Genomic DNA, 22,422 nt, shown 5'->3' on the forward strand with positions numbered 1-22,422 from the left:
GCGGCCGAAGGCGCAGCGAAGCCCCAATCTAAGGGACGCGCAAATCTAAGGGAAGGCCGACCTGACGGGGTGGCGGTCTGTCGGGACGCCGAACTGACGCAGATGGCCGGAATGAAGTCCTCATTCCGGCCATCTGCGTCCATTCGGAACCAATTCGGGCCCAGGCCGAACCCGATTCGGGTTCCCGACTTAGGGTGCCGGCGGCGCGGTGGATACCGGCGCCGGTGAGACCGTGCCCGGTGCGGGAGCCGCGGGTTGCGTCAGTTGCTGCCCTGCCGGCTCCGTGGCACCGGAGCCCGGGGCGGGACCGGACGACGTCGTGCCGTCACTCGGCGCCGTGGTTCCCGGGGCCGGGGCCTGCGTGCTGCCGGGGGTGGTTTCGGCAGTGGCTCCCGACGTCGTACCGGGCGTGGCAGCGGTACCGGCACCAGGCGTGGCGCCGGAGGTTGCGCCGGGCGTGGCGCCGGAGGTTGCGCCGGTCGTGGCGCCCGGAGTTGGCGCTGTGCCGGCGGACCCGGCCGGGGTGGCGCTCGGATCGGCCTTGATGACCGCCATGATCTGTTCCTTGTACGCGCTGAGCCGGCCCTGGATCTCCGAGAGCGGCTGGTTCCGCAGGTCCTTGCCGTAGGCGGCGATCTCCTGCCACAGCTCGTTGAGCCTGGTCATGCCGTCGCTGCTCAGGGGCCCATCCAGGGTCAGGACAAGTTGGCTGGCCAGGGCGTAGGTCAGGCACCGGACGCAGTTGTAGTTCGCCGACGCTGAGAGATTTTCCGGAACGATCACATCGGTCTGTCCCACAATCAGGACCACCTGGAAGCCCACCGCCACGGCGGCGCAGTCCGCGCAGCTGGCAAAGGCGTACGCCTCATTCCTGGTGTCCACGGTGTCACCGTCCTCGGCCCAGACCAGGGCGAAGGCGACGTCGTAGACCACGGAACCGTCAGTGGTGTTGACCGCGAGCGACTGGTTGCCGTCGTCCTCCGGAGCGGCCGGCTTGTCGAAGGGGAAGACCCAGGAAGGGGCAGCCGGCGCCGCCGCGGGGCCGGCCGTGCTGGCCGTGCCGGACTGCCGGGGCACCAGGACCATGCTCAGCTGCGGGTCCTCGCGTGTGGGCCGCCGGGCGCCCTCCGGCCACAAGGCAACGGTCGTTCCCGCCTGGCCCTCGGCCATCCGGGACGCGGCGGAGGCCGGGAAGACGGCGGTGGTGGCGTCGGCCAGGGTGCCGCGCTCGTAGGGCTGGACCGGGCGGTAGGTGTCAGCTCCCGGCCACCAGGCCCAGGCGAGGCCCGCCGCCACCGCCGCGATCGCAAGGATGGCGGTGGCACGCTGGAGGGCCTTGCCGCGGGTCTTGCGCCACAGGCCGGTGGCCAGCTGGCGGACCAGGCGCAGCAGGATGTAGAAGATGCCCAGCACCGGCAGCGCCAGGCAGGCGATCGCGATCACCCGCACGGCGGCGTCGGCGACGTCCCCGGTGGCGACGCTGTGGGACAGCATGGCCTGCTGTTTCAGGCCGTTGTCCCAGGCGGTGCCCAGGACGCGCGGCAGGGTGAGCACCATGGTGGCCATGCTGAAGAGCAGCAGGGGGACCGTGACCAGCACCCAGATGGTGACCACGGCCCGCGCCCAGGGCTTCAGGAGCCCGGCTTCGGGATCTGTCTTCCGCCACGGCACCAGGGCCAGCAGCGTGGGCTTGATGCGCTGGAACAGGTCCGGGACACCGGTAGCGTCGGCCAGGATATGGTAGCCGTCGAAGCGGACCAGCGGCATCAGCTGCCGGACCATCTGCAGGATCTGGGTAACCACCACCAGCAGCAGCGCATCGAAGCCGGTGGCCCACCAGATACCCATGATCGCGACCGCCACGATGGCGTTGAAGTACAGTCCGCCGAGGTCCGTGCGCAGCCGGCCGCCGCGCCCCAGCCGGTAGGAATCCGTGACGTCGGTATAGAAGGCCGGCCACATCAGATACAGGCCGGTCCCCATGGCGCCGGGGGTGGCCCCGCCGCGGCGGGCGGCGGCGGCGTGGCCGAACTCGTGGAAGCCGGCCGAGAGCACCGTGACCACCAGGATCAGAAGCACCAGGCCGGGGTTGGCGAAGGCCTCATGCGTTGCCGATGCCAGACCCTTGACCATCAGCACCCACCAGCACGTGGCCAGGAAGGCCGCGGTCACGGCCACCACGATCAAGGGGTTGAACAGCGTGGCGAACGGCGCGGTGATCTTCCGGGTGCGGTCCGGATCGGTCACCGAGTACCGGAAGCGCATCCCCAGCAGCGGGTTCGATTTCTTTACCGCGGGCTCGGAGCCGTCCGCCAGCTGCAGGAGGCCGAGGGGGAGCAGCTGGGAAGTGATCAGGGTGCGGACGTTCTCGGCACTGACGAGCCGTCCGAAAGTGTCACTGGCGTGCCCGGCGATTTCTTCCAGGCCCCGCTCGCCGTCGATCGCCTCGAGCACCAGGTACAGCAGCCGGGTGAGCTGGATGGTCTGGCCGTCGGAACGGCGCACGAGGGACGGGGCTTCCTTGTAACCGGACCCCTTCGCCTCGCCGATCAGCTGGACGCCGGCGGCCCGCACCGGAACCGGGTGCAGGCCGACCGTCGCTGACGCCGCCGGGCCGGCAGCGTCGCCGCGTGCACCGGCTCCGGAGTCGGTGCCGGAGCCGGGCGATGTGGCGGCGGATGTGGCGCCGCCGGTGGCAGGCAGGGCCGGAGGGCCGTCCTGCCCGGACGGCCCTCCGTGCACAGTGCTCATCTAGGTGCTACTGCTTCAGGTCGGACTGCTGGTCAGCCGACGCCGTAGCGTCACCATGGATGTCCTGGTTGATGATGGCATCCTGCTGGGCGACGGCGAACGCGTTGCTGTCGATGGAGCCGATGTTGGCGCCGACGGCAGCGTCGATCGGCGCGGCCACGTTGGCGTTGGCGGCCACCGCACCGTTGATCGGTGCCGCGATGCCAGCGTTGGCGTCCAGGTTCACATCGACGTTGAGCAGGTTGCCGTTGAGGGCACCCGCGGCGCCGGCAGCGGCTCCCACGTCAGTCGGCAGCGCACCGCCCAGGTCCGGGGCCGTGCCATCCGGCAAGACGCCGGTGGCATCGGCGGGTACCGTGCCGGCGGGTACAGCGCCGCCGAGATCGGCCGTGGCAGCAGGCGTGGCCGGATCGGTGGCAGCAGGCGCTGCGGCAGAATCTGCTGTGGTCCCGGCATCCGTACCGGTGCCCTGGTCGATGACACTGTCCTGGGTGGAGTCTGCCGTGGCATCACCCGTGACGCCCTGGTTGATGATGGTGCCCTGGTCGGCGAGGGCCTGGGATTCAGACCCGACAGAGAGCACGTTAGCCGACGCGCCCGCGTCAATCGGGGCGGCCACGTTGGCGTTGGCCGCGACGCCGAGGTCGATCGGCGCCGCGGCGCTGATCCCCAGGTTCAGGTCGGCGTTCAGGTCCAGGACGGAGGCGACTTCCTTGTCCGGGAGAGCCGTGCCGCCCTGCGCCATCAGCTCATCATCAGTCAACGGGGTCATTCCCTGCTCAACGCTCATAACAAACTCCATCTCCGGCACCCTGTGCCCGGTCAAAGCCCTACGACGCCCCGCCCCCAGCGGACGGTTTCCACGTCGAAGTGCCCATCATGCCAGTAAATAGTAAGCATGATGACCAAATATCGGTAGCGGGCTCCCGGATTAATGCCGGAAAGTCTGCTGACCGGCCGGAAAACGCATCGATTGCTCCGTACCTGCCCTCATGGAGGTCTAAAAGGGCGCCTACGGAGCAACCGATGGAGTTCTTACTTCAGTCCGGCTCCGGGCAGCAGTTCGGTGGCGCCGAGGGAATCGGCGACGAACGCGTAGTCCCAGGCCCGTTCGCGCCACTGCACGTACCGGCCCGACGCGCCGCCGTGGCCGCCTTCCATCTCGATTTTCAGGACGACGGGTTCGCTGCCGGTGTTCACCTCGCGCAGCCGCTGGACCCATTTGGCGGGCTCCACGTACAGCACCCGCGTGTCATTAAACGAGGTGACCGCGGCGATCTTCGGGTACGCCACGGCACGGACATTCTCGTAGGGCGTGTACGACTTCATGTACGCGTACACGTCCGGGTCGGTGATTGGGTTGCCCCATTCCTCCCACTCCAGCGCCGAGAGCGGCAGGTCGGGGTCCAGGATGGTGGTCAATGCGTCCACGAACGGGACGGCGGCAACGATCGCCGCGTACTTTTCCGGCGCCAGGTTGGCGACCGCGCCCATGAGCAGGCCGCCGGCGGAGCCGCCCATCGCCGCGATCCGTGCCGGGTCCACCCAGCCGGAACCGGCGAGCCAGTCCGTGGCCGCAATGAAGTCGGTGAACGTGTTTTTCTTGTGCAGCTTCTTGCCGTCGTCGTACCAGTGCCGGCCCAGCTCGCCGCCGCCCCGGATGTGGGCGATCACAAACACGATGCCCCGGTCCAGCAGGGACAACCGGGGGATCCCGAAGCCCGGATCCATGCTCATTTCGTAGGAGCCGTAGCCGTACACCAGGCCGGCCGCCGTCGAATCCTGCCGGACGGAGGCATGGCGGAGGACCGAGAGCGGAATCCGGGTCCCGTCGGACGCCACCGCCCATTCCCGGGTGGCGACGTAGTCCGACGGCGTGTAGCCGCCCAGCACCGGGCTCTCCTTGCGCAGCAGGAGTTCACCGGCCGGGAGCTCCGGGGTGGGCAGTACAAAGTCGTAGACCCGCGACGGGGTGAAGTAGGAGGTGTAGCCCATCCGGATGACGGGCGCCTCGTAGTCGGAGCCCGCGACGCCGGCGGTATACAGCTCTTCGGCGAACGCAGGCTCCACGGCGGCGCCCTGCTCCGGGGTGCCCAGTCCGGCCAGGGGCAGGACCTGGACCCGTTCAATGGTGTCCTTGCGCACGGAGACCACCGCGTGGGTCGACGTGACGCCGGCGCCGTTGACCCGGACCTGGTCGGAATGGGCGACGACGGTATCCCAGTGCTGCTCGGCGAGCGGCTTTGCGAGCTCGGCCGGGTCCACCAGCGAGACCATGGAATTGATGGCGTCCTTGTTGTGCGTGAGCAGGATCCGCTCCCGGCCCCGTCCCGTGGCGTCCGCCAGCAGGAACGGCTCGGCCTCGTAGAGGATGCGCTCGTCGCGGGAGATCACGGTGCGCAGGCCGGCGTCGGGGTCATCAAAGCGCAGCAGGCGGGTCTCGCTGAACTCGGAGCAGCCGATGCTGAGCACCAGGTGCCGCCGGTCGGCAGAGAGCTCGAAGCCGAGCCACATGGCGACGTCGTCCTCCTGGTAGATGACCGTGTCCTCGCCGACGGGTGTGCCGAGCACGTGGGACTTGACCTGGTACGGCCGCCACGAATCGTCCACCACGGTATAGAAGATCCGGCTGCCGTCGGGGGAGAAGGAGATGCCGTAGAAGACGTTCTCGATCACATCCGGCAGCAAGTCGCCGGTGCGGAGGTCCTTGATGCGCAGGGTGAAGCGCTCGTCGCCGGCGTTGTCCACGGCGTAGGCGTAGAGGGTGCCGTCGATGGTCGTGGCAGCCCCGCCCACGGCGAAGAACGGCTTGCCCTCGGCCTCGAGGTTGCCATCGAGCAGGACCTCCTCGCCGGGGATGACGACGCCGGCCTCCACGGCCGGGGGAGTCCAGTCCGCGACGCGGTCCCCGGTGTCCTGGCCGCGCACGCGGCAGTGGATGCCGTACTCCTTGCCCTCGACCGAGCGGGTGAAATACCACCAGCCGTCCTTGCGGTTCGGGACGGAAAGGTCAGTTTCCTGGGTGCGGCCCTTGATTTCCTGGAAGATTGCCTCGCGCAGCGGCTCCTGGTGCGCGGTCACGGACTCCTGGTAGGAGTTTTCAGCCTTGAGCAGGTCCACGACCTCTGCGGACTCCTTGTCGCGGAGCCACTCGTAGTTGTCCTCGAACGCGTCGCCGTGATGGGTGCGCACCGAGGGAACTTTCCGGGCGACGGGAGGCTGCGGGGACGGCTGGGCGGGAGTCTGGGTCATGGACCCAATCTACCGAAGAGCGGCGCCTCAATTGCCGTTCTGCAGATTGTTGGCCGCCACGTAGCCGGCGAGCGTTCCCGAGCGCAGTGCGGCGGAGAGCGCTGCGGTCGCGGCAGGGTCCTTCAGGACAATCGACTGGCCGTCCCGGCTGGTCCCGGTGCCGGCGGTCGGCAGGGTGAAGAACACGCCACGTCCCGGCGGCGTGCTCCGCAGGCCGAAGGCGAGGTTTTCCAGCGACTCCAGGGTGAAGCTTGCGTCCAGGGTCACGTGCGGCAGCACCGTCTTGATGAGTTTGCGGACGGTGCCGCGGTCCGCCAGACCGCCTTCGGAAGCCAACTTGGCCATCATGGCTTTCAAGAACGTCTGCTGGTTCCGGACCCGCTGGTAATCGCCATCGGCGAAGGCATGGCGCTCGCGGACAAAGGCCAGGGCCTGCAGCCCGTTGAGGTGGTTCACGCCCGCCGGAAAGTGCACCTTGTCATCTGCGGTGGCGGTGAATGACTGTTTGATGTTGACGTCGACACCGCCGAGCGCGTCCGTCATGGCCGCGAACCCTTGAAAATCCAGCATCACCGTGTGGTCGATGTGCGCACCCAGCAGCGCCTCCACCGTCCGCGTCATCAGCGGCAGTCCGCCCAGTTCCAGCGCGGCATTCACCTTCGAGGTTCCGTGGCCGGGGATGTCCACCCAAAGATCGCGCATGATCGAGATGCCGTAGACGCTCTTCCGGTCCGCCGGGAGGTGGATCAGCACAAGAGCGTCGCCGCGCTGGTCGGAGGTGGTGCCGCGGGCCGCCGCCGCCCGCTCATTCACCCGGCTGTCGCTCCCGATCAGCAGGATGTTGAGGGCGACGGCGGGTGGTTCCGGGGTGGGCGTGGGGGTGGGCGCCGGGGTGGGGCTGGCCGCCGTCGCCGTCGCGGCCGCCGGGGCGGCGGCCGGTGCCGTGGCTCCGGCCGGAGCGGGGCTCCCGGGCCGCTGCACGGTGAGGACGTAGGCCGCGACGGCCACGACGACCGCGAGCAGCGCCCCTAGGAGCAGAATAATCGGACGACGGCGGCCTGCCGCCGGGGACGGGGGAGGGGACGCCGCGGAAGCCGCGGCTGCTGGCTCCGGAGCGTTCCCCATGAACGGACGCTAGCACCGCTGCTGCCGCGGGCTAAGGGTCCAAGGGCCTCTCCTGGCCCCTCAGTTGACGGGAGTCAGTTCCCGTTCTCGAACTTGTTCGTCGCGACGTATTCGCCCAGGGTGTCAGAGGCCATCGCCGCGGAGATCTTTTGGATGGCGTCCGGGTCGGCCAGCACGATCGACTGGCCGTCCGTGGACGTTCCGATGCCCCCGGTCGGCAGGGTGAACATGACGGTGTTCTGCGCCCGGATGTCCTTGAGCTCGAGCCCCAGCCCTGCCACGGCTCCCGAATCAAAGGTCTTGTCGACCGTGACGAACGGCGAGACGGCACCGACCATGTTGTTGATGGTGATCGGGTTGCTCAGCGTCTGGCCGGCAGTCGATTTCTTGATGATGGCCCGCAGGAACTCCTGCTGGTTGCGGACCCGCTGGTAGTCGCCGTCGGCGTAGGCGTGGCGTTCGCGCACGAAGGCCAGGGCTTGGGTTCCGTCGAAGGTGTGCTGGCCCGGGGCGAAGGACTGGCCCGGCAGCGCGGTGGAGCTGAACGGCACCTTGATGTTCACAGTTACTCCGCCCAGCGCGTCGGTGAGGCCCTTGAAGCCCTCGAAGTCGATCATCGCCACGTGATCGATGCGCTGGTGGAAGATCGACTCGATGGTCTGCACCATCAGCGGCGTACCGCCAAGGGCCAGTGCCGAGTTGATTTTCGCCTCGCCGTGCCCGGGGATGTCCACCCAGAGGTCGCGCATGATGGACATCGTGTAGATGTTCTTGCGGTCCGCCGGGATGTGCATGAGCATCAGCGTGTCCGCGCGCTGGTTCGTGGGCGTTCCGCCCGCGGCATCAGCCTCGGTGGCGCCGCGGCTGTCGCTGCCCATCACCAGGATATTCATCGCGGTGTTGGTCTTCTGCGGACGCGTGGACTCGTCGGGGAAGGCCTGCTCAATCTTGCTCGTGCCGGAGTCGAAGGTCCGTGCCAGGTTGAAGAGGTAGCCGCCAGCCACCACCGCGACGAGCGCCACGACTACGGCGACGGCGATCAGCACCTTGCGGCCCCGGTGTTTCCTCACGGGCCGCCGTTCCCTGGATCCGGCCGCGGGGACTTGGTCTGCGCTGTCGAAGGGGTGCGTCATGTATTCCTCTTGGTCAGTCGGGACGGTGCCCGGAATCTATCTGTCGCTACTCAGGCTGGCTGCACTCAGGCTGGCTGCGCCGGGGGCCAGGTGCCGGAAAGTGGGCCCGGTGGCGGCCTTCTTTACAGTACACCGGGCGCGGCAACAACAGTTTTGGGCCAAGAAGGCACTAGATAACGCGGGGTTCCCCGGATATGAAGCGCACTGTTGCCTGCGTCACACTCCCTGCCTAGGCTGGGGGCGGTCGCAGCGTCGCGGCCAAACCGGTCGCAGCGTCGCGGCCAAAGCAGTAAATGCACGAACAGGGGAATCGTTTGAACCACAAACTCCGGGTTCTTGTCAGGCTCGACCTCGATTGCGGTCAGGCAGAAGTAGCAGCGCAGGGACATGTGACGGCAAGAAGCCTCCAGGCCCTGTACGTGGTGGTCAAGCGGGCGAACCACCTGAGAGAAGGACTCCATCTGGTGTTGGATGTCAGCCACGCCGTGGTGGAGCCGGCAGCCCTGGAGCAGCTGCGGGAGTGCTCAGCCTCCCACCACCTGCCCGCCGCCATTGATCCGCTTCAGTCCGAATGCCAGCTCAGCATCGTGGCGCCGGTGGAACCGATGGCGGTTCCCCGGGCCAGGAGGTTGGCGGCATAGCTCCGGGCCGTCGAACGAAAACCCCTCCGGGAGTGCCCGGCTCTTGCGGCCACTCAACCGTTGTGGAACTCAGTTGCGGTGCGTGCGAAACGCAGGATGGTGAGGAGCGCGGGCGCGAGCTCGTACTCCATCTGCCGGTACATTCCCTCGCCGCGCCCGTAGGGATCCACGACGTCGTCCTCTGAAGCGTCCTGGGCAAGTGTCAGGTGCCGGACGGCAGCGGCCCGGGCGGGCAATTCGCGCCAAAAGCTTCTCAGGTCCACCGCCGGATCCGCCGTGCCATCCCGCTGGGTGCTGCCGCGCTGTTCCAAGACCCTCAGCATGCGCGCGAACTCGCGGATGGTGAACGTGCGCCGGAGCAGGGAGGCATCCATCTGCAGTGCTTCGCCGCGGTGATGTGCGGCCATGGTCAGGACCAGATCGGTGTGGCGCAGGATCGTCGGCGTCAACTGCCGGGCGGCAAAGCCGTCCGGTGTTCCGCCATAGCTCCGGATGATGTCCGCTGAGCTGGGCTGGACGGGCTCGCCCACCATGGCCCGGGTGCCGGCACTCTCTACCTCGAAGGCGCCGGGTTTCATCCGGTCAAGTCCTGCCTGGAGCAGGCGTTCTGCGACGGGGGAACGGCAGATGTTCCCTGTACAGACGGTCAGGATCCGAATGGGTGGGGACGACTCCAAGGCTTCCATTTTCCGTTTCGTGATGCTTAGCGGCGACGTAATGTTCGAGCTTATCTTCCCCCGGGCACGGGAGCGCGTTTCCCGCTGGCTGGATGACTGGCCCGACGGCTGGATGACTGTACGGCGCTATTCGGCGGACGGCCGCCGTCGTTGCTGTTTCGTCGCTGCCCGCTGTTCCTTTGCGGCGAGGCGTCGACGGTTCGAGCCGCGGGTGGGTTTGGTCGCCCGGCGGCGGGCGGCCTCGGGGGCAAGACCCTCTGCCACGAGGCCGGCGAGCTTGGCCAGGGCGATCTCGCGGTTGCGCAGCTGGGAGCGCTGCTCGGCGGCGGTCACGGTGATCACTCCGGCGATGAGGCGCCGTTCAAGGCGGGTGGCCAGTATCAGCCGTTGACCATCCGAGAGCGCCGTCGAGGCCGCGACGTTCCACGAGAGTTCGACGCGGCTGTCCGAGGTGTTGACGTGCTGGCCGCCTGGCCCGGACGAGCGCGAGAACCGCCAGCGGAGTTCCGACGCGGGAATGGTGAGCGCGGCCGACACCTCCAGATCCATGCAACCAGCGTTACACGGATTCCTGTCCTTGACGCATCTCCGGCCTTCCGCATATCCTGAACGAACGGTCGGTAATTATTTATCCGAAATCATTAGGAGCAACCATGGCATCGCAGACCCTGCAGTCAGTGCCCGCCGAGCCATCGCAGGCACGGCATGAACTGAGCCCCGAGGACGCGGCCCGGCTCGATGCCGAGGGCCAGGCATACTTCGACAAGGTAATGGCGGAAGATTCCCGGATCGAGCCGCGTGACTGGATGCCCCCGGCCTACCGCAAAACGCTCCTGCGCCAGATCTCGCAGCACGCGCACTCGGAGATCATCGGCATGCAGCCCGAAGCCAACTGGATCTCCCGCGCCCCGAGCCTGAAGCGTAAGGCCATCCTCATGGCCAAGGTCCAGGACGAGGCCGGCCACGGTCTCTACCTGTATTCCGCTGCTGAAACCCTCGGCCAGCCGCGCGATCAGATGATGCAGGACCTGATGGACGGCAAGGCCAAGTACTCCTCCATCTTCAACTACCCCGCCCGCACCTGGGCCGACATGGGTGCCATCGGATGGATGGTCGACGGCGCCGCGATCGCCAACCAGGTGCCGCTCTGCCGCGCCTCCTTCGGCCCCTACGGCCGGGCCATGGTGCGGGTCTGCAAGGAAGAGTCCTTCCACCAGCGCCAGGGCTTCGAGATCCTGCTGGAACTCTCCAACGGCACCCCCGAGCAGAAGCAGATGGCACAGGAAGCGGTCAACCGCTGGTACGCCCCCGCCCTGATGATGTTCGGCCCGCCGGACGACGATTCGCCCAACTCCAAGCAGTCCATGGCCTGGAACATCAAGCGGTTCAGCAATGACGAGCTCCGCAACCGGTTTGTCGGCATGATGATGGAGCAGGTCAAGGTCCTCGGCCTGACGCTTCCGGACAAGGACATCCGGTTCAACGAGGAAACCAAGAAGTGGGAGCACGGGCCGCTGGACTGGGATGAATTCCATGAAGTCCTGGCCGGCCGCGGCCCCTGCAACGCCCAGCGCCTGGAACGGCGCCGCGAGGCACACCAGAACGGCGCCTGGGTGCGCGAAGCCGCCGCCGCCTACGCCGAGAAGCAGAGCCGCAAGCAGAAGGAATCCGCAGCATGACAACCGAACCCCACGCAGGAAACGTCTGGCCCATCTGGGAAGTATTCGTCCGCTCCAGCCGCGGCCTGTCCCACGTCCATGCAGGATCGCTGCACGCGCCCGACGCGGCCATGGCCCTGCGCAACGCCCGGGACCTCTACACCCGCCGCAACGAAGGGGTATCCATCTGGGTGGTCCCGGCCGAGGCCATCGCCTCCAGCGACCCCGATTCCAAGGGTTCCTTCTTTGAATCCCCCCAGGGCAAGGACTACCGCCACGCCACGTACTACACCAAGAGCGAGGGCGTGAAGCACCTGTGAGCACCACTCCCGAAACAGACATGCACGACAGCGGCCACGGCGACATCTCCGTCGGCGTATCCGGTGCGGGCGCCAGCGGTGACGGCACCGCGAGCGCCACCCGCATCACCCCTGGCAACGCCCTCCGTCCGGAAGACATCGCTCTCGCCGTCAACCGCGGCTCCGCGAAGCCGAGCGAGGACGCTGCCGAGTTCGCCCTGCGCCTGGGTGACGACGCACTGATCCTGGCCCAGCGCCTGGGTCACTGGATCTCCCGCGCGCCGGAGCTCGAAGAGGACGTCGCCCTCGGCAACATCGCCCTGGACGAACTGGGCCATGCCCGGTCCTTCCTCAGTTATGCCGGCGGCCTGGATGGGCGCAGCGAAGACGATCTCGCCTACTTCCGCCGCGAGCACGAGTTCCGCTCCGCGGCGCTCTTCGAGCAGCCGAACGGAGACTTCGCCGTCACCATCGCCCGGCAGTTCGTGGTCAGCTACTATCAGTTCGAGCTCTACCGCCGGCTGACGTCCTCCACCGACTCCACCCTGGCCGGCATCGCCGCCAAGGCGGTCAAGGAAGTTGACTACCACCGGGACCACAGTGCCCAGTGGGTGCTGCGCCTGGCCCTCGGCACGGACGAATCGCGCCGGCGCATGATCCAGGCGTTCAAAGTCGTCTGGCCCTTCGTCGATGAGTTGTTCCGCGACGACGAACTCACCGGACGCCTCAGCGAAGCCGGCGCCGCGCCGCAGCCGTCGAGCCTGCGCGAGGACTTCGACCGGCTCACCGGCGAGATCCTGGTCGAAGCCGAGCTCGAGGTCCCCAACGTCCAGCCATCACCGGGCGGGGGCCGCCGCGGCCTGCACTCCGAACACCTCGGCTACATCCTCGCCGAGATGCAGGTGCTCGCCCGCGAGTACCCCGGAGCCAACTGGTAGGGACCATGGAAATGTTTGTCTCCGATCCGGAAACCGCCGAGCGCCGCAACGCCGCCAAGGGCAATACTGCCCGGGAGAAGGCCTGGGCGGTCGCTGCCACCGTGTGCGACCCCGAAATCCCGGTCCTCACCATCGCGGACCTCGGCATCCTGCGCGATGTCCAGGTCTCGACGGAACCAAGCACTGACGACGGCGGGATGGTTCCCGCCGTCCAGGTCATCATCACCCCGACGTACTCCGGCTGCCCCGCCATGGACGCCATCCGGGATGACCTCACCACGGCTTTCCACCGCGCGGGGTACCCGAGCGTCCGGGTCGAACTAGTCCTCTCGCCGGCCTGGACCACTGACTGGATGAGTGCCGACGGCAAGGCCAAGCTGGAACAGTACGGGATAGCCCCGCCGTCCGGCCGGGCGGCTGTTGACGGAAAAGCAGCCCGGCACGCCGGCCCGGTCCGGCTCTCGCTCGCCGTCAAATGCCCCCAGTGCTCATCTCTGAACACCAAAGAACTCACCCGCTTCGGTTCCACATCCTGCAAGGCCCTCTACGTGTGCCAGGACTGCAAGGAACCGTTCGACTACTTCAAAGTCTTGTAAGGAACAGGTGCTTCCATGAAGGTTGTCCGCCAGACCGCCGCGGAGTCGGCCGCAGCCACCGGCCGCCGTCGTGCGTCCTTCCACACCCTGACGGTGGACGAAGTCCGCCGTCTCACCGACGACGCCATCGAGGTGACGTTCGGGGTCCCGGCCGAGCTCGCCGGCCAGTTCGACTACCTGCCGGGCCAGTACGTCGCGTTGCGCACCACCCTGCCCGACGCCGACGGCCAGCCGCACGAGATCCGCCGCAGCTACTCGATCTGCGCCGAACCGCGCAGTTTCGCGGACGGCAGCAGCGAAATCCGCGTGGCCATCAAGAAAGACCTCGGCGGCCTGTTCTCCACGTGGGCCAATGCCGAACTCAAGGCCGGCGACGTCCTCGACGTCATGAGCCCCATGGGAGCCTTTGTCTCCAAGCACGGACGCGACGGCAAGTCCGTGGAACAGAATGTCATGAATTCCATGAACCATCCGGAAGAGTTGGCGGGGGAGCCCGGATCTTTCGTGGCGATTGCCGCCGGCTCCGGCATCACCCCGGTGATCGCCATCGCCCGCACCCTGCTGGCGGCCCACCCGGAAACCCGCTTCGACCTCGTCTACGCCAACAAGGCCGCGATGGACGTGATGTTCCTGGAAGAACTCGCGGACCTGAAGGACAGATACCCCGCCCGGCTGGCGCTGCACCACGTGCTCTCGCGTGAACAGCGGATCGCGCCGCTGCTCAGCGGCAGGATCGACGCCGAGAAGCTGCAGGCGCTGCTGGGCACAGCGATCCACGCCGACGACGTCGACGAATGGTTCCTCTGCGGCCCGTTCGAACTCGTCCAGCTCTGCCGGGACACCCTCGCCGCGCGCGGCGTCGCCCCGGAGCATGTCCGCTTCGAACTGTTCACTTCCGGCAAGCCGGAGCGCCCCGAGGGCAACATCGGCCGGCCCGTGGTCACGGACGAATCCAAGGAAACCTACAAGATCACGTTCAAGCTGGACGGGCTGCAGGGCGAAGTGGCCAGCCCCACCCATGCCCGCGAGTCCATCCTCAACGCCGCGCTCCGGGTCCGCCCCGATGTGCCGTTCGCCTGCGCCGGCGGCGTCTGCGGCACCTGCCGGGCCAAGGTGGTCAGCGGCAACGTCACCATGGACGAGAACTACGCCCTGGAGCAGGATGAACTCGACAAGGGCTACGTCCTGACCTGCCAGTCCCACCCCACCACACCGGAAGTCACGGTCGACTTCGACGTCTAAGGTTTTTCGACGTCCAGGCCTTTTCGAATCCAAGGAGCCCCATGATTTCCCTCTCCATTGCCGACGGCGTCGCCGAGGTCGTACTCGACGCCCCGCACAAGCTGAACTCCCTCGACGAGCAGGCACTCGCGGATTTGTCCCGGGCGTACGACGACGCCGCTGACGCCGCCGCGCGCGGCGACGTCCGGGCGCTGCTGCTCCGCGGCGAAGGCCGGGCCTTTTGCGCCGGCCGTGACATTGCCGGCGTTACACCGGAGAGCGATGACGCGCAGGCCTACCTCGGCGGGCTCGTCCAGCCGCTGCTGAAGAAAATGAGCGCCTTCCCCGCGCCCACGTTCGCCGCCGCCCAGGGCGCCTGCCTCGGCGTGGGGCTGGGGCTGCTGCTGGCCACGGATGTGGTCTACGTGGCAGAGAATGCCAAGGTCGGCTCACCGTTCGCCAAGCTCGGCGCCACCCTCGATTCGGGCGGGCACTGGTATTTCACCGAGCGCCTCGGCATGCACCGGACCCTGGACCTGATCTACACCGCCGAGCTCATGAGCGGCGCCGACGCCGTGGCGCAGGGCCTCTTCAGCCGGGCCATGCCCGCGGCGGAACTGCTGGAGAATACCCGCGCCATCGTGGCCAACGTTGCCACTGGTGCCACGGGTGCGTTCCGGGCCAGCAAAGAACTCGTCGCGCACATCCGGGACCAGCGGCTGGGGCTGTGGGAGGCCATGGAAGAGGAAAACGCAGAACAGGCACGGCTGTGCAAGAGCGAGGACTACGCCGAGGGTTTCCGGGCCTTCCAGGAGAAGCGCAGCCCGGTTTTCAAGGGCTGAAGGCCGGCCTGGTCGGGGGTCCCGGAAACGCATTTCCCGGGTACTCGTCTTTGCTTCGAAGCATTCTCATTTCCGGAACCCGCTTGTAATGTTCGGTTATGACTCTGGGGAAATCTGTAAATAAGGCTGTCATACCCGCGGCGGGACTGGGAACGCGGTTCCTGCCGGCAACTAAGGCGATGCCAAAGGAAATGCTGCCCGTGGTCGACCAGCCGGCCATCCAGTACGTGGTGGAAGAAGCCGTCCGGGCCGGGCTGACGGATCTGCTCATGGTGACCGGGCGCCAGAAGCGGGCGCTGGAGGACCACTTTGACCGCGAGCCCTCGCTGGAGCACGCCCTCGAACTCAAGGGTGATTTCGACAGGCTGGAGGCCGTCCGCCACGCTTCCCGCCTGGGCCCGCTGCACTACGTGCGCCAGGGCGACCCCAAGGGGCTCGGTCATGCCGTCCTCTGCGCCCGCCAGCATGTCGGGTACGAACCGTTCGCCGTCCTGCTGGGCGATGACCTGATCGACGAGCGGGACGAGCTGCTGACATCCATGATGGATGTCCAGGCCCGGACTGGCGGCTCCGTTGTGGCCCTGATCGAGGTGGATCCGGCGGAAATCAGTGCCTACGGCTGCGCCGACGTTTCGGCGGTGCCGGGCGAGGACCATGTGCGGGTCAACCGGCTCGTGGAGAAGCCCGCCGCCGCCGAGGCCCCGTCCAACCTGGCCGTGATCGGCCGGTACATCCTGCATCCGGAGATTTTCGATGTCCTGGAGGACACCCCGCCCGGCCGCGGCGGCGAAATCCAGCTCACGGACGCGCTGCAGACCCTTGCCGTGTCCGACTGCGAGGGCGGAGGCGTCTACGGGGTGGTCTTCCGGGGCCGCCGGTACGACACCGGAGACAAACTGAGCTACCTCAAGGCGGTCATCTCGATCGCAGCCGACCGGGTGGAATTCGGCGAAGAGCTCCGGGCCTGGATGAAAGCGTTCGTCAGTTAGCGGGTGTCCAGGTCCTCGAACACCAGGAACGTCTGGGTGTCCAGGACTCCGGGCATGGACTGCAGCTGATCGAAGATCACCCGGCGAAGGTCGATGTTGTCCACAGCGCGCACCAGCAGGATGACATCGAAGTCCCCGCCGACCAGAGCGATGTGATGGACCTCGGGGATCGCGCGCAGGAGTTCGCGCAACTCGCGCCAGGAATGCTGGCGCACTTTCAGCGTGACGTAGGCAGACGACTTCAACCCGGCTTTGATGGGATCCACCAGGGCGGTGAACTTGGTCAGGACGCCTTCGCCCGTGAGCCGGGCGATCCGGGTGTAGGCGTGGGCGCGGGAAATGTGGACGTTCTCGGCCACCTGTGTCACCGACATCCGGCCGTCCCGGGTCAGCTCCGCGATGATGTTCCGGTCCACATCGTCCAGCGGTACCGCCACCTGCTCTGATTCGAGCTCTGCCATTCGTCTACGACCCCCGCCGGTAATCCAGCTCACACTTACGATTTGTCTTCCAGACTAGGGCAAATTTGTGGACATCTCCACGATTCACGGGAGAGGTGGATACGAAACATCAGCTGGCGGCATACTGGGAAAGATTAGTGGCTACAGAAGGACGGACCAATGACGATCTCCGCAGACCACGCTGCGCAGCCAGCTGCGCAGCAGGCCGCGCAACAAGATCCAGCCGGTGATGCCGTGAGCAAGTTCGGTATCACCGTTGAGGACTACATGCTGCCCGCACGCCACCAGATCCAGATGGTGGGCCCGGACGGAACCCTGAATCCCCACACGGAACAGGGTACCCAGCCGGGGCACGAGTACAGCCTGCCCAGCGAGACCGAACTCATGGCCGCCTACGAGCAGCTCGTCATCGGCCGCCGCGTCAATGACCAGAACTCCGCGCTGGTCCGGCAGGGCCGCATGGCCGTCTACCCCTCGAGCCACGGCCAGGAGGCGTGCCAGGTTGCCGCCGCACTGTGCCTTGCCGAGGGTGACTGGCTGTTCCCCACCTACCGCGACTCCGTGGCCGTCATGGCCCGGGGCGTGGATCCGGTCCAGACGATGACGCTCTTCCGCGGCGACTGGCACGGCGGTTACGACCCCGCCAAGAACAAGGTCGGCATCCAGTGCACCCCGCTGACCACCCAGTTGCTGCACGGCGTCGGCGTTGCCCACGCCGCCAAGCTGCGCGGCGAGGACACCGTGGTCCTGGCCATGTGCGGCGACGGCGCCACGAGCGAAGGCGATTTCCACGAGGCCCTGAACTTCGCCGCCGTCTTCCACCTGCCAGTGGTCTTCTTCGTCCAGAACAACCAGTATGCGATCTCCGTGCCGCTGGCGCACCAGTCCGTTGCGCCCTCCCTGGCCCACAAGGCCGTGGGCTACGGCATGGCCGGCGAACGCGTGGACGGCAACGACATCGTGGCCCTGCTCGCCGTGCTCGGCCGGGCCGTCAAGCTCGCCCGGGAAGGTTCCGGCCCGCTGCTGGTGGAGGCGCACACCTACCGGATGCAGGCGCACACCAACGCCGATGACGCCACCCGCTACCGGCAGGACAGCGAGGTCGCCGAATGGGTGGCGAAGGACCCGCTGAGCCGGATGCAGACCTACCTGACGGACCGCGGCCTGCTGGACGACGACCGCGCCGCCGTGATCGCCGACAAGGCGGAGGCGGTAGCCACGCAGCTGCGCGAAGGCCTCAGCGAAGAGGTTCCGGTGGAACCGCAGGATCTCTTCAAGTACGTCTTCTCCACCCCCACACCACAGCTGAAAGAACAGTCCGCCATGCTCGCCGACGAACTGGCCCGGGACGCCGCATCCGCATCCACCTCAAGGGAGGCCGGGAAATGAGCCCCACCATCACCACCTCCTCCGAGGCGAACGGCAACGTCAGCGCCGCGACCGCCCGCGCCGCCGCCAAGGCTGCTGTTGCGGCCGAGCAGGCCGGCCCGCAGACCATCACCCTGGCCAAGGCCCTGAACACCGCGATGGCGGACGCCATGCACGCGGACCCCTCGGTCCTGGTCTTCGGCGAGGACGTCGGCATGCTCGGCGGCGTCTTCCGCATCACGGACGGGCTCACCAAGACCTTCGGCACGAGCCGCTGCTTCGACACCCCGCTGGCCGAATCCGGCATCGTCGGCATGGCCGTCGGCATTTCGATGAACGGCATGCGCCCGGTCATCGAAATGCAGTTCGACGCGTTCGCGTACCCGGCCTTCGAACAGATCGTCAGCCACGTCGCCAAGATGCACAACCGCACCAAGGGCGCCGTGAAGCTGCCCATGGTCATCCGGGTCCCGTACGCCGGCGGCATCGGGGGAGTGGAGCACCACTGCGACTCGTCCGAGGCCTACTACGCGCACACCGCCGGCCTGAAGGTCTTCACCCCGGCCACCGTGGCCGACGGCTACCGGATGCTTCGTGAAGCCATCGACTCCGATGACCCCGTCATGTTCATGGAGCCCAAGAAGCTGTACTGGTCCAAGGACCAGGTGGACCTGGACGCGCTGCGCGCCGAGCACGCCGCGAACACCGAGCGCGGCAGGTCCTCCGAGGGCCGGGCCGCCGTCGCCCGCCCCGGCACCGACGCCACGCTGATCGCCTACGGTCCGTCCGTCCCGACGGCGCTCGCCGCGGCAGCCGCCGCCGCCGAGGAAGGCCGCTCGCTGGAAGTGATCGACGTCCGCTCGATCGTGCCGTTCGATGATGAGACAGTCTGCGCCTCGGTCCGCAAGACAGGCCGCGCCGTGGTGATCGCCGAAGCCCACGGCTTCGCGTCCGTGGCCTCGGAAATCGTCGCCCGGGTCCAGGAACGCTGCTTCCACCACCTGGCCGCACCGATCCGCCGCGTCACCGGCTTCGACGTGCCCTACCCGGCGCCGAAGCTCGAGCACTACTACCTGCCCGGCGTGGACCGCATCCTCGACGCCGTTGACGACCTCCAGTGGGAAGACTGACCATGAGCGAACCGAAAGTATTCCTCCTGCCGGACCTGGGTGAAGGCCTCACCGAAGCCGAGCTCGTGAACTGGCTCGTGGCCGTGGGCGACGAGATCCGCGTGGACCAGCCGATCGCCGAGGTGGAGACCGCCAAGTCCATGGTGGAGGTGCCCTCCCCGTACGCCGGCACCGTGGCCGTGCTGCACGGCGAACCCGGCCAGACGCTCGACGTCGGCAAGCCGCTGATCTCTGTGATGCCGGTTGGTGTTGCTGTTTCCTCCGTTTCCTCTGGTGGCGCCGCCACAGGCGATGCCGCCCCCGCCCCTTCGCCGGACGGCATTGCTGCAAGCAGCATGCCGTCCGGCTCCGACAGGCCCGATGCCACTCCCGGGGCGGCATCGCCTGCGTCGGCTGGGTCTGCGGGCAAGGCGCCGGCCGTTGTTGCTGACTCGCCTGCTGCTGCTGTTGCGGCTGAGGCTTATCGCGAGGAGGAGAAGGCCGGGTCCGGCAATGTCCTGATTGGTTATGGGACTCCGGGCGGGCATGGGGTTGCCCGGCGGACCCGGGCTCCTAAGCGGGCTGCGGGGGCCGAGCCGGTTTCCGGGGTTTCGGCTGCCGAGAAGGCTGCCGATGACCTGGTACTGCTGCGCACCCGGGTTCCCGGGAAACTGGGGGCCGTTATTTCTCCGCTGGTTCGCCGGATGGCGCGCGATCATGGGGTTGATGTGGGGGAACTCCAGGGCTCGGGGGCCAGCGGGCTCATCATGCGGCGCGATGTTGAGGCCGTCATCAAGCCGTCGCCGGTGGTTGAACGTCCGGCTGCTGCGGAGTCTGCCGCGCCGGCCGCGCCTGCCGCGGGTTCCGGCACCGACGCGCGCACCGGTCTGGGCATTTCCGGACGCACGGCGGTCAGGGGAGTGCGGAAGGCCGTCGCGGCAAACATGTCGCGCAGCCGCTCCGAGATCCCGGAAGCCACGGTGTGGGTGGACGTGGACGCCACTGCGCTGGTGGAGATGCGTGCCGCGCTGAAAAAGGCGGACCCGCACAACACCCCGGGCCTGCTGGCCTTCATCGCACGGTTTGTCACTGCCGGGCTCAAGAAGTTCCCGGAGCTCAACACCCGGATCGTGACCACGGAGGATGCGGCGGGTGGGGCGATGCAGGAGATTGTGGCCTTCGACGGCGTCAACCTCGGGTTCGCGGCACAGACCGACCGCGGACTGATGGTGCCGTCGGTGCGGAACGCGGACAAGCTCAGCGCCCGCGAACTGGACGCCGAAATCCGCCGCCTCACCGCCGTCGTGCGCGAGGGCAAAGCGACCCCGGCGGAACTGGGCAGCGGCACGTTCACGCTGAACAACTACGGCGTGTTCGGGGTTGACGGTTCCGCCGCGATCATCAACCACCCCGAGGTGGGGATCCTCGGCGTCGGGCGGATCATCGACAAGCCCTGGGTGGTCAACGGCGAGCTCGCGGTCCGCAAGGTCACCGAGCTGACGCTCACGTTCGACCACCGGGTGTGCGACGGTGGAGCGGCTGGCGGCTTCCTGCGCTACGTCGCGGACGCGATCGAGAACCCGGGGTCGGCACTCGCGGACATGTGAGACTTAACCGGGGATCTGCATCCCGGGTGAGGGGACAGGGGCCGCGCAATCACTCTTGTGCGGCCCCGGCGGCCCCTGCGGTCCCCGGCCGCGCCGAAAGCCACCGTGCCAGCCACGACGCCGGCAGGAGCAGCAGCCACGCGAACGGCGTGTAGGCCTTGAGGACGAACGCCGCGGGAATTGAGAGCAGGAAGACCAGCGCCACGGCAATCCGCGCATAAAAGATCCGGCGGTGGACGTGGGCGGCCATCTCGCGGTCCATGAGCCCCGCATGCTTCGCATAGCCCCAGATGGCCGCCAGCATCAAATAGACAGCGGCAATGTTGGCGGCGTACAGGACGCTGGGCCACGGGGTGGGGTCGTCCCCGTAGTCGCTGAGGATCGACGTCGGACCGGGCAGCATGGCGATGAAGAACAAGAGGGCAAGATTCAGCCAGGCCAGGTTCGCATTGAAGTGGCGGATCAGGGCAAAGTCGGAGTGGTGGGACATCCACGTCTTGGCGATGATGACAAAGGACAGGGCGTACGCCAGCAGCTGCGGCAGGGCAGCAACCAGGGCGTCGTCCACCTGGTCCGCGGGAATTCCTTCAGGCAGTTTCAGGTCCAGGGCCAGGAGGGTCAGGGCGATGGCGAAGACGGCATCGCTGAAGAACACCATCCGCTCCAGGGACGTGCCGGATTTCAACGGGAGCCACCCCCATTCGTTCGGTGGAGCACCTGGCTCATCGAGGGAAGTAGCCCACAGGCTACACCGCCGCGCGGGCCACGACGAGGGGTCCGGGCATACCCGCCACAGGGACCGGACGGGCATGCCCTGAAGGGAAATGCCAGCCAGCGCGGGTAGAATCGAGGCCTGTACAGCACCAACAACGCTGGACCAACAATGCCGGAAAAGCGTCGGAAATACGGAGATTCAATGTCACGATGGCTCGAGGTCGGTCCGGACAACTACGTACTGACAACTCAAGGTTCCCTGCTCAACACGGGTCTGGTGGTCGGCACCGAACGCGCCATGGTGATCGACACCGGCGGCGGGCCCCGACAGGGCCGCGAGATCCTGGCTGCCGTGCGGGAAAAGACCGGGCTGCCGCTCGTCGTGGTCAACACGCACGCCCACTATGACCACTTCTTCGGCAACGCAGTCTTCGCCAGTGAGGGCGTCACGGAGTTCTGGGCTCACGAGAACTGCGCCGCGGAAATCGAGGAGAACGGTGACGAGCAGCGCCGGCTGGTGGCCTCCGCGGAACCCGAAATGGCGGCCGGTCAGGGCTCCGACGCTGAGTTGGTGGTTCCCAACGCCATCGTGAAGGACCAGCCGGTCCTGGTGGATCTTGGCGGGCAGACCGCCACCTTGTTCTATCTGGGCCGCGGACACACCGACGGCGACCTCCTGGTCGGCACGGCAAGCACCCTCTTCGCCGGCGACCTCGTCGAACAGGGTTCCCACCCGTCCTTCGAGGACTCATTCCCGGAAGACTGGGCCGATGCCCTCCGGCACCTCTCCGCGCTGCGGCACCGCTACGAATTCCTGATTCCCGGCCACGGCGAACCGTGCTCGGACCAGTTCGTCAAGACCATGGCCAACACCATGACCACCGCGGTCCGGCAGGCGATCCAGGCCACCCGGGAAACCCCGGACGACGCCACCAAGGCCATCCCGATCCTGCCGTACGGCCCCGAACAGTCGCGCTGGTTCATCAAGCGCCTGCAGGACACGCGGGCCCACCGCTAGGGCCGGGAAATTGGCGGTAATGG

At 67.4% G+C, this 22,422-nt stretch carries 21 protein-coding genes; 12 read left to right on the forward strand and 9 right to left on the reverse strand.

Annotation, left to right across the window (positions count from 1 at the left end):
- Positions 1-189 precede the first annotated feature (189 nt).
- From AC1DDH_RS02930 to AC1DDH_RS02950, 5 genes are all read right to left on the reverse strand, one after another.
- Positions 190-2,751 (reverse strand): hypothetical protein, encoded by a 2,562-nt coding sequence (locus AC1DDH_RS02930; protein ID WP_476954813.1) that lies wholly within the window; start codon positions 2,749-2,751, stop codon positions 190-192.
- A 7-nt stretch (positions 2,752-2,758) separates the two neighbouring features.
- Positions 2,759-3,541, reverse strand: a complete 783-nt coding sequence (locus AC1DDH_RS02935; RefSeq protein ID WP_476954814.1) for a peptidoglycan-binding protein — start codon at positions 3,539-3,541, stop codon at positions 2,759-2,761.
- Positions 3,542-3,786: 245 nt separating this feature from the next.
- Positions 3,787-6,003: a S9 family peptidase gene (locus AC1DDH_RS02940; protein WP_476954815.1), complete on the reverse strand. Its 2,217-nt coding sequence runs from the start codon at positions 6,001-6,003 to the stop codon at positions 3,787-3,789.
- Positions 6,004-6,030: 27 nt separating this feature from the next.
- Complete coding sequence (locus AC1DDH_RS02945) at positions 6,031-7,128, reverse strand: LCP family protein (RefSeq protein ID WP_476947128.1); 1,098 nt, start codon at positions 7,126-7,128, stop codon at positions 6,031-6,033.
- A 74-nt stretch (positions 7,129-7,202) separates the two neighbouring features.
- On the reverse strand, positions 7,203-8,198 hold the full coding sequence (locus AC1DDH_RS02950) for an LCP family protein (RefSeq protein WP_476954816.1): 996 nt from the start codon (positions 8,196-8,198) through the stop codon (positions 7,203-7,205).
- A 377-nt stretch (positions 8,199-8,575) separates the two neighbouring features.
- Here AC1DDH_RS02950 and AC1DDH_RS02955 point away from each other — a divergent pair, with 377 nt between their 5' ends.
- The gene (locus tag AC1DDH_RS02955) at positions 8,576-8,902 is read left to right on the forward strand and encodes a hypothetical protein (protein ID WP_028277742.1); all 327 of its coding nucleotides are present in this window, start codon (positions 8,576-8,578) and stop codon (positions 8,900-8,902) included.
- Between the two features lie 53 nt (positions 8,903-8,955).
- Here AC1DDH_RS02955 and AC1DDH_RS02960 read toward each other — a convergent pair whose 3' ends face one another.
- Both AC1DDH_RS02960 and arfB read right to left on the reverse strand, forming a co-directional pair.
- Complete coding sequence (locus AC1DDH_RS02960; protein WP_476954817.1) at positions 8,956-9,579, reverse strand: arsenate reductase/protein-tyrosine-phosphatase family protein; 624 nt, start codon at positions 9,577-9,579, stop codon at positions 8,956-8,958.
- A 126-nt stretch (positions 9,580-9,705) separates the two neighbouring features.
- A complete protein-coding gene (arfB, locus tag AC1DDH_RS02965; RefSeq protein WP_476855587.1) occupies positions 9,706-10,128 on the reverse strand; it encodes an alternative ribosome rescue aminoacyl-tRNA hydrolase ArfB in 423 nt (140 codons plus the stop codon).
- Positions 10,129-10,232: 104 nt separating this feature from the next.
- On the opposite strand from arfB, the gene paaA reads away from it, so the two are divergent.
- The 7 genes from paaA to galU all read left to right on the forward strand — a co-directional run bounded on the left by paaA (position 10,233) and on the right by galU (position 16,122).
- Positions 10,233-11,258, forward strand: a complete 1,026-nt coding sequence (gene paaA, locus AC1DDH_RS02970) for a 1,2-phenylacetyl-CoA epoxidase subunit PaaA (RefSeq protein WP_476859315.1) — start codon at positions 10,233-10,235, stop codon at positions 11,256-11,258.
- Positions 11,255-11,557, forward strand: a complete 303-nt coding sequence (gene paaB, locus AC1DDH_RS02975; RefSeq protein WP_079554945.1) for a 1,2-phenylacetyl-CoA epoxidase subunit PaaB — start codon at positions 11,255-11,257, stop codon at positions 11,555-11,557. The genes paaA and paaB overlap by 4 nt, the downstream gene beginning before the upstream one ends.
- A 20-nt stretch (positions 11,558-11,577) precedes the next feature.
- Positions 11,578-12,474 carry a 1,2-phenylacetyl-CoA epoxidase subunit PaaC gene (paaC, locus tag AC1DDH_RS02980; RefSeq protein ID WP_476947260.1) on the forward strand — a complete coding sequence of 299 codons (897 nt, stop codon included), beginning with the start codon at positions 11,578-11,580 and terminating at the stop codon, positions 12,472-12,474.
- Positions 12,475-12,485: 11 nt separating this feature from the next.
- The gene (paaD, locus tag AC1DDH_RS02985) at positions 12,486-13,070 is read left to right on the forward strand and encodes a 1,2-phenylacetyl-CoA epoxidase subunit PaaD (protein WP_476859407.1); all 585 of its coding nucleotides are present in this window, start codon (positions 12,486-12,488) and stop codon (positions 13,068-13,070) included.
- A gap of 15 nt (positions 13,071-13,085) precedes the next feature.
- Entirely contained in the window at positions 13,086-14,312 is a 1,227-nt protein-coding gene (gene paaE, locus AC1DDH_RS02990) for a 1,2-phenylacetyl-CoA epoxidase subunit PaaE (RefSeq protein ID WP_476870389.1), read from the forward strand.
- Positions 14,313-14,353: 41 nt separating this feature from the next.
- The gene (locus tag AC1DDH_RS02995; RefSeq protein WP_476870390.1) at positions 14,354-15,133 is read left to right on the forward strand and encodes an enoyl-CoA hydratase/isomerase family protein; all 780 of its coding nucleotides are present in this window, start codon (positions 14,354-14,356) and stop codon (positions 15,131-15,133) included.
- Between the two features lie 98 nt (positions 15,134-15,231).
- Positions 15,232-16,122: a UTP--glucose-1-phosphate uridylyltransferase GalU gene (galU, locus tag AC1DDH_RS03000; RefSeq protein WP_476870391.1), complete on the forward strand. Its 891-nt coding sequence runs from the start codon at positions 15,232-15,234 to the stop codon at positions 16,120-16,122.
- Here galU and AC1DDH_RS03005 read toward each other — a convergent pair.
- The gene (locus AC1DDH_RS03005) at positions 16,119-16,583 is read right to left on the reverse strand and encodes an Lrp/AsnC family transcriptional regulator (protein ID WP_026537452.1); all 465 of its coding nucleotides are present in this window, start codon (positions 16,581-16,583) and stop codon (positions 16,119-16,121) included. The two genes, galU and AC1DDH_RS03005, sit on opposite strands and share 4 nt — an antisense overlap.
- A 159-nt stretch (positions 16,584-16,742) precedes the next feature.
- On the opposite strand from AC1DDH_RS03005, the gene pdhA reads away from it, so the two are divergent.
- The 3 genes from pdhA to AC1DDH_RS03020 are packed head-to-tail and all read left to right on the forward strand — an operon-like array spanning position 16,743 to position 20,667.
- The gene (gene pdhA, locus AC1DDH_RS03010; RefSeq protein ID WP_476887298.1) at positions 16,743-17,972 is read left to right on the forward strand and encodes a pyruvate dehydrogenase (acetyl-transferring) E1 component subunit alpha; all 1,230 of its coding nucleotides are present in this window, start codon (positions 16,743-16,745) and stop codon (positions 17,970-17,972) included.
- Positions 17,969-19,081: an alpha-ketoacid dehydrogenase subunit beta gene (locus tag AC1DDH_RS03015; RefSeq protein WP_476954818.1), complete on the forward strand. Its 1,113-nt coding sequence runs from the start codon at positions 17,969-17,971 to the stop codon at positions 19,079-19,081. Before pdhA ends, AC1DDH_RS03015 begins: the two co-directional genes overlap by 4 nt.
- A 2-nt stretch (positions 19,082-19,083) precedes the next feature.
- Positions 19,084-20,667, forward strand: a complete 1,584-nt coding sequence (locus tag AC1DDH_RS03020) for a dihydrolipoamide acetyltransferase family protein (RefSeq protein ID WP_476954819.1) — start codon at positions 19,084-19,086, stop codon at positions 20,665-20,667.
- 49 nt (positions 20,668-20,716) lie between these two features.
- Here the strand turns inward: AC1DDH_RS03020 and AC1DDH_RS03025 are convergent, their stop codons facing one another.
- The gene (locus AC1DDH_RS03025; protein WP_476954820.1) at positions 20,717-21,352 is read right to left on the reverse strand and encodes a TMEM175 family protein; all 636 of its coding nucleotides are present in this window, start codon (positions 21,350-21,352) and stop codon (positions 20,717-20,719) included.
- A 231-nt stretch (positions 21,353-21,583) separates the two neighbouring features.
- On the opposite strand from AC1DDH_RS03025, the gene AC1DDH_RS03030 reads away from it, so the two are divergent.
- Positions 21,584-22,399, forward strand: a complete 816-nt coding sequence (locus tag AC1DDH_RS03030; RefSeq protein ID WP_459385497.1) for an MBL fold metallo-hydrolase — start codon at positions 21,584-21,586, stop codon at positions 22,397-22,399.
- Positions 22,400-22,422 lie beyond the last annotated feature (23 nt).

The organism is Arthrobacter sp. 10T425 (genome assembly GCF_056393985.1).

Bases quoted from the DNA above. Each gene is read 5' to 3' on its own strand.
- paaC (WP_476947260.1), top strand. From the start codon at position 11,578: ATGCACGACAGCGGCCACGGCGACATCTCCGTCGGCGTATCCGGTGCG.
- AC1DDH_RS03005 (WP_026537452.1), bottom strand. From the start codon at position 16,583: ATGGCAGAGCTCGAATCAGAGCAGGTGGCGGTACCGCTGGACGATGTG.
- pdhA (WP_476887298.1), top strand. From the start codon at position 16,743: ATGACGATCTCCGCAGACCACGCTGCGCAGCCAGCTGCGCAGCAGGCC.
- paaE (WP_476870389.1), top strand. From the start codon at position 13,086: ATGAAGGTTGTCCGCCAGACCGCCGCGGAGTCGGCCGCAGCCACCGGC.
- paaA (WP_476859315.1), top strand. From the start codon at position 10,233: ATGGCATCGCAGACCCTGCAGTCAGTGCCCGCCGAGCCATCGCAGGCA.
- AC1DDH_RS02940 (WP_476954815.1), bottom strand. From the start codon at position 6,003: ATGACCCAGACTCCCGCCCAGCCGTCCCCGCAGCCTCCCGTCGCCCGG.
- AC1DDH_RS02930 (WP_476954813.1), bottom strand. From the start codon at position 2,751: ATGAGCACTGTGCACGGAGGGCCGTCCGGGCAGGACGGCCCTCCGGCC.
- AC1DDH_RS03015 (WP_476954818.1), top strand. From the start codon at position 17,969: ATGAGCCCCACCATCACCACCTCCTCCGAGGCGAACGGCAACGTCAGC.
- galU (WP_476870391.1), top strand. From the start codon at position 15,232: ATGACTCTGGGGAAATCTGTAAATAAGGCTGTCATACCCGCGGCGGGA.
- AC1DDH_RS03030 (WP_459385497.1), top strand. From the start codon at position 21,584: ATGTCACGATGGCTCGAGGTCGGTCCGGACAACTACGTACTGACAACT.
- arfB (WP_476855587.1), bottom strand. From the start codon at position 10,128: ATGGATCTGGAGGTGTCGGCCGCGCTCACCATTCCCGCGTCGGAACTC.
- AC1DDH_RS02935 (WP_476954814.1), bottom strand. From the start codon at position 3,541: ATGAGCGTTGAGCAGGGAATGACCCCGTTGACTGATGATGAGCTGATG.
- AC1DDH_RS02995 (WP_476870390.1), top strand. From the start codon at position 14,354: ATGATTTCCCTCTCCATTGCCGACGGCGTCGCCGAGGTCGTACTCGAC.
- AC1DDH_RS03020 (WP_476954819.1), top strand. From the start codon at position 19,084: ATGAGCGAACCGAAAGTATTCCTCCTGCCGGACCTGGGTGAAGGCCTC.
- AC1DDH_RS02945 (WP_476947128.1), bottom strand. From the start codon at position 7,128: ATGGGGAACGCTCCGGAGCCAGCAGCCGCGGCTTCCGCGGCGTCCCCT.
- paaD (WP_476859407.1), top strand. From the start codon at position 12,486: ATGTTTGTCTCCGATCCGGAAACCGCCGAGCGCCGCAACGCCGCCAAG.
- paaB (WP_079554945.1), top strand. From the start codon at position 11,255: ATGACAACCGAACCCCACGCAGGAAACGTCTGGCCCATCTGGGAAGTA.